Origin of the sequence: Rummeliibacillus pycnus, from assembly GCF_050459865.1 — a bacterium.
GTDB lineage: Bacteria > Bacillota > Bacilli > Bacillales_A > Planococcaceae > Rummeliibacillus > Rummeliibacillus pycnus_B.
The window spans coordinates 91,298-97,414 of sequence record NZ_JBCMNM010000047.1 but is presented as its reverse complement, the minus strand read 5'-3'; the positions used below and the strand labels follow the sequence as shown (position 1 = coordinate 97,414).

The following is a 6,117-nucleotide window of genomic DNA, read 5'->3' as shown; positions in this document are numbered from 1 at the left end:
CGAGGAGGCTCAACGCTCGCCCGCGGAAAGCGAAGCTGATTCCACATCATGTGTTGAAATGGTCGTATTTAATAACCGAAAATGGATTTATGAAATTGATTTATATGAAAAGTATTTTTATTGTAAATATTTCAAGTTTGACCCAACTAATAGCTTTCAAATAAAATATATATGTACTATAAAAAGGTTAGAGGAGTGTAATCAATGACAGTAAATGCGTATTTAATTTTTAATGGGAATACTCGTGAAGCAGTGGAGTTTTATAGTAAAGCGTTTCAAACAGAAAAGCCTCAAATTATGACATTTGGTGATGCTGACAATGATCCAAATTCTAAATTACCAGAGGAAGCAAAAAATTTAGTAATGCATGCCAATATTAAACTTAGTGGCAGTGATATCATGTTCTCTGATACATTCCCAGGAAATCCGTATACTGTCGGAAATAATATCACTTTAGCTATTGTGAGTGATGATGAAGCGTATATCCGTTCATCGTTTAGTGCATTGCAAGAAGGTGGAGAAGTAACAATGGAATTACAAAAGACATTCTGGAGTCCATGTTACGGAAGCGTGAGAGATCGATTTGGTGTGGAATGGCAGTTTAATTTAGATGATGGAACAGTCTTTCAACCAGAATAACCAACTTTAAACCCAAAAAGCTCTAGCGCAGTTTGAACTGGCTAGAGCTTTTTTATTATTATTTAGTTTTAAATCGACGAACAACATTTTGCAATTCTTCAGACATGTTCAGTAATTGACCAGCAGCTGTTTCCATTGATTCCATAGATGATAATGTTTCCTCAGTAGCAGCAGATACTTCTTCTGAAGCGGCAGCAGTATCTTTGGCATGGTCGTTTAGATTATTGGCAGTACCAGCTATTTCTTGAATAGATGCAGCTATTTGTTGAGATGTTGCAGAAACATTTTCAACTTTTGGTGTTATTTCGCGCATGCTTGAAATAATGGCTTCAAATTTTTGCGCAGTGTCTTGTGAAATGGTAATACCTTCTTCTACATTTTCTAAAGTTTGACTCATAATTTGCACAGCTTCTCCAGAATCCTTTTGCACAGCAGTGATAAGCCCAGCAATTTTTGAAGCGGATTCTTGAGAGCTTTCAGCAAGCTTGCGTACTTCTGAGGCAACAACAGCAAAACCTTTACCATGTTCACCTGCACGCGCAGCTTCAATTGATGCATTGAGTGCGAGTAAATTTGTTTGACCGGCAATGTCTCCCATGATATCTAAAATGGCACCAATTTCTTTTGTACGGTCATATAAAGACTTAATTTTAGTATCTGATTGAGTGACAAATTGATAAATTGAATCCATTTGTGATACAGTATGCTGAATTGATTGTCCTCCGTCTTCCGCTTGTTGTGTAGCTTGCATTGAAAAATTAGAGACTTGTGAAGCATCTTCAGCAATTGCTGTAACACCTGTTGCAATTTCTTCTACGGAATTTGCATTTTGTTCGATTCCGTGTGTTTGTTTTTCGGTACTTATGGTTACTTGTTGCATGGCAGCAGCAATTTGTTGTGATGCAGCAATATTTTGGCTAGCACTTGCTGATAATTCTTCTGATGAAGATTGAACGAGTGTTGAGCTACTATTTACTTTTTGAATTAATAAAGAAAGATTGTTTTTCATCGTGTTAAATGATTTGGCGAGTTCCCCAATTTCATCATTTGAATGAATATCAATTTCCTCTGTTAAGTCCCCTTCACCCATTCTGTGTGCACTAGCTTTTAATTTGTTGATTGGATTTATAATTGAACGAACAATGAAAAGTATTAAAATGCTACCAATAACGATAAAAATGATTTCTACTATTATTTCAATTTGTAACGTCTTAGAAGCAGCGGTTATCGCTTCAGATTTATACGTTGTAGCAATTACTTTCCAACCAGTATCATTATTAGTCTGATATAGTATTTTTTGATCTTGATTATCTATTTGACCAAACGGTTTAGATAAAACTTGATTGATATAGGATTCCTTTGCTGCATTGCCACTCTTATTATGAGGATGCGAAATATAGTTTCCGTTATTATCAATCAAAGAAACAAATCCTAATTTACCAATTTTAACTTTATTAGCGATTTCCTGAAGTTTTTCAATATCAATATCAACACCAACTACACCCGATCCATCCGCTAGTACCTTTGAAATTGTAATGACTAAATTTCCACTTGTAGAGGATGTATAAGGCTCTGTAATTACAACATCGCCGTTACTTTGAAGTGCTTCTTTATACCATGGGCGTTCACGTGGGTCATAGTCCTTTGGATATTCAAAATATGGCATACGAATCATTTTGCCTTTAGATGTACCGACATAAGCCATTGCAGCTTCCGGATGCTCATTGACATATTGGTCTAAAATATTTCGGAGATTTGAATCCTTTGAAGCATCTAATAATGATGATGTTATTTTTTTAGATAAATAACTTACATCATGAGTTTTAGGTTGGACTGTATCCGTAATATTTGAATTTAATAATTTAATGGTTGATTGGGCGCTATTAATTTGTTCAGATTCAATTTGTTTTTTTGTACTGTCATATGAAATTGCACCTAGAATAATAGAAGGAATCACTAAAGTTAGTAAGAATGCAATGAATAATTTTTTGTGGAGATTCAAATTTAATAATTTTTTCAAATAAAGATACCTCGCTATTCTGTTGATTAATTTTAGTATTTCTCGTTTCTCTCCCGTTTGAATCAAGTTCATACTCTAAGTTAATTAGTACAAATTTATTTAATAGCTAGTAGTATTTAATGATTCAAATGATAGAGGTTGATGAGTCAATTCTACCACAATAATATTTATTTGATTGTAAATAAATGAAAATAGTGTAAAAAAGATAAAAAAATATCAAGAATAATATGATTAGTCTGAAAATTATAACGATAAAAAATAATAAAAAACTACACCGCCAATTGTAATAATTGATGATGTAGCTCTAATAGGTATGAAATGGTGTTTCCTAGTACACTTTATCTCCATTGAAAATAGAGTTTTTAACGACTACATAATCTACATTGCGAATCGAATCAAGTTTTGTACCACCGGCATATGAAATAGAAGATTGAAGATCTTGTTCCATCTCAATTAGAGTATCTCTTAAATGCCCTTTATGTTCGACGTGCATTTTTTTACCTTCGACGTTTTTCTTTTCGCCTTTTTGGAATTCAGATGCAGAGCCGAAATATTCTTTATATAATTTACCATCGAGTTCAATAGTTTTACCTGGAGATTCTTCATGACCAGCAAATAGTGAGCCAATCATCACCATTGTAGCACCGAATCGAACTGATTTTGCAATATCACCATTTGTACGAATACCACCATCGGCAATAATTGGTTTTGTTGCGGCTTTTGAACACCAGCGAAGTGCAGCTAATTGCCAGCCACCTGTACCAAAGCCAGTTTTAATTTTAGTAATGCATACTTTACCTGGTCCAATTCCCACTTTTGTTGCGTCTGCGCCTGCATTTTCAAGTTCACGTACAGCTTCTGGTGTACCAACGTTACCTGCAATGACAAAAGTTGTAGGGATTAGTCTCTTAATATGTTGAATCATGTTAATCACGGCATTTGAATGACCGTGAGCAATATCAATTGTAATATAATCTGGAGTTAAATTTGCTTTAGCTAAATCTTCAATAAAAGTGTATTCTTCAGGTTTTACTCCGACACTAATTGAAGCGATTAGGCCACGAGATTGCATATCTTTTATAAAGTCTGCACGTTTTTCAGGATTGAAGCGGTGCATAATATAGAAGTAACCATTTTCAGCTAATTTAATTGCGATATTTTCATCTATAATTGTTTGCATATTTGCAGGAACAACTGGAAGTCTGAATTTGTGACCACCAAGCATTACACTTGTATCACATTCAGAGCGACTATTAACAATACATTTTGCGGGAATTAATTGAATATCTTCGTAATCAAATACATTATCCATCAAACACACTCCTAAAAACGAATATTATTTTTTTATTGAATGAAAATGTTCGTCCTTTGGTAATTTACATTATTTTCATCGCAATGTCAAAATATTTTCTTACATTTTTCAAAGAAATTAATAAAATAGAATTTTGATACGAAATAAAATGATATAGGTTCTGCTAGAGAAGGAACTTTTTTTATCTGAACAACTTAGGACGAACTAACAGATTTATGTTAAAATCAGGTTTTGAGGGATATAGGAAAAAACGAGACATATAAGTTATTTCCTACTTTTACATAAAAAATCAAAAAGATTAAATTTCAATATATAAAGAGATTAATGAGAGGAAGCAACTGATGAAAAATTGGGAAATTGTATTACGAGATTATATCATTGGACGTCCAGTAATTACGATTGAGTATGATGAGGATGATTCTACAGTTGGAGAGATTATAGATGCTCATAGAGAGTTAGTGTATGGTCATATTGAATTATCGGATAATGGGAAACTAACCTCATTTATGATAGATTTAGATGAAATTATGGAAAATAATGATGTTTCTCTAGATGAGTTTGAAGAGTTGACTCCGGATGAATTAATTGGCTGTGCAGAAGATTTTGTACATGAATTTTGCCGCGACAGTCTTCATTTTAATATGATGACAGAATGGAATGGCGAATCCTATTTAATCGTGTTCGAGGCAAAGGACGTAGCCTTAAATTTATTTTTGCCTAATTCAGGAGCGACAATCGAAATTAATAAGCAAGGATTTATTATTTCAGCAACATTATTCCAATCATACTACCAATTATCCTATCCAGATATTCAAATTTCAGCCGATGATGCAAAAGATACCTTATGCCAATATCCTTTAGTGGAACTTGGAATTAACGAAGATAACGGTGAAATGAAATTAGCCTATTTCCCAAAACGTGATTATATGGCAGTCCATGTAGATGGTCATATTGTATCTTCAGGAGGATTTTTGGAAGAGGAAATTGTAGAGGCAAGAACATTTGGAAAAGTAACCGTTACGGAAACAATTGAAAGTTTATTGGGTGTTACAAGTGATATGTATTTGGTAGGAAAGGGAGACAGTCGTTATTGGTATAAAGCAGAAGATGGAGAAAACATCGAACAAGCAGAACCAATTATTAAAGTTGAATATTCTGATGAAATTCAAGTAGATTATGAAGCATCTGTTGATTGGGTAGAATTGGAAAGTGAATTACCTGAGAAAGTTTTAGAAGAAAAGGCAAAAATGTTCTTAGAAACAGTTGTTGGTAATATTCACGAAAAATATTTACTTGAAGATCAGTTAGAATATGATGACGATTTTGATATTTTAAGCGAAGAGGAATTGTCAGAGGAGGAACGTCAATTCTTTGAAGAACTTGAAATGATGGAAGACGATGAAGAAGATTTTGAAGAAGAGGAAATGGACTTTGAGCCATTCACAACATTTACATTTATACGCAATCATAAAGGAATTCGTATTGAAGAATATTCTATACATGTAAACGTTGGTGTCTATACGGGGATTATCCGTGATTGTACAATCCTATTACCAAATGAAGAGAAATTAATATCTTTGGATATGAATCCTGTATTGTCATTAGAACAAGCTGATGCAATATTTAAAAATCAAATACATATGAAACTTGCTCGTACTTCTAGTTATGATGATGAAGAAGAGGAAGTGGCAGTGTACGGTTTAGATTATATAATGTATTTCCCACAAGGAAGAGCGATTGAAAAAATCGATGCTACTACTGGAGAAATTCAATATACTAATGCAGATATTTTAAAAGAGGGAGAATAATCTAGTGGGTAAAAAGAGAAATTAGAAATCTCTTTATTTTATAAATAATCTGATAATGGACAGTTGACAGGTAAATAGCTAGTATTGTAGACTGTTCACAACAAGTAAATACGACCTCACTTATATTGGTGAGGTAGAGGCGCGATATTTAATAGTTCTTAGCGGAGTTAGAGAAAGCGATGAAACTGGGAAGAAGGAAATGTTGCCGAAGTGTGTAATTGATCTCGAGATTACATGCTGGGTCTGCAGTGAATAATTGCAGGACTGTCTCAATAAACTACCCCGGTTTATTGAGTTGTGCTATCTCATTAAGGGATAAAAGTAGAGGATTTAGGACT

General features: G+C 33.7%; 5 protein-coding genes and 1 riboswitch. Of the genes, 3 read left to right on the top strand and 2 right to left on the bottom strand.

Annotated features, from left to right (window positions below; all coding sequences use genetic code 11):
• Together ABE048_RS11775 and ABE048_RS11770 are read left to right on the top strand one after the other, a co-directional pair.
• The coding region (locus tag ABE048_RS11775) for a hypothetical protein (RefSeq protein WP_430311465.1) at nt 1–208 on the top strand (208 nt) is incomplete at its 5' end.
• The gene (locus ABE048_RS11770) at nt 205–639 is read left to right on the top strand and encodes a VOC family protein (protein WP_430311464.1); all 435 of its coding nucleotides are present in this window, start codon (nt 205–207) and stop codon (nt 637–639) included. The genes ABE048_RS11775 and ABE048_RS11770, both read left to right, overlap by 4 nt.
• 58 nt (nt 640–697) lie before the next feature.
• Here ABE048_RS11770 and ABE048_RS11765 read toward each other — a convergent pair whose 3' ends face one another.
• Nucleotides 698–2,659 (bottom strand): methyl-accepting chemotaxis protein, encoded by a 1,962-nt coding sequence (locus tag ABE048_RS11765; RefSeq protein ID WP_430311463.1) that lies wholly within the window; start codon nt 2,657–2,659, stop codon nt 698–700.
• 328 nt (nt 2,660–2,987) lie between these two features.
• Entirely contained in the window at nt 2,988–3,971 is a 984-nt protein-coding gene (gene guaC / locus ABE048_RS11760) for a GMP reductase (RefSeq protein WP_430311462.1), read from the bottom strand.
• Nucleotides 3,972–4,312: 341 nt separating this feature from the next.
• Between guaC and ABE048_RS11755 the strand changes: the two genes are divergently transcribed.
• Nucleotides 4,313–5,779: a PepSY domain-containing protein gene (locus ABE048_RS11755; protein WP_430311461.1), complete on the top strand. Its 1,467-nt coding sequence runs from the start codon at nt 4,313–4,315 to the stop codon at nt 5,777–5,779.
• Between the two features lie 126 nt (nt 5,780–5,905).
• A riboswitch (Lysine riboswitch) is annotated at nt 5,906–6,090 on the top strand.
• Nucleotides 6,091–6,117: the final 27 nt, after the last annotated feature.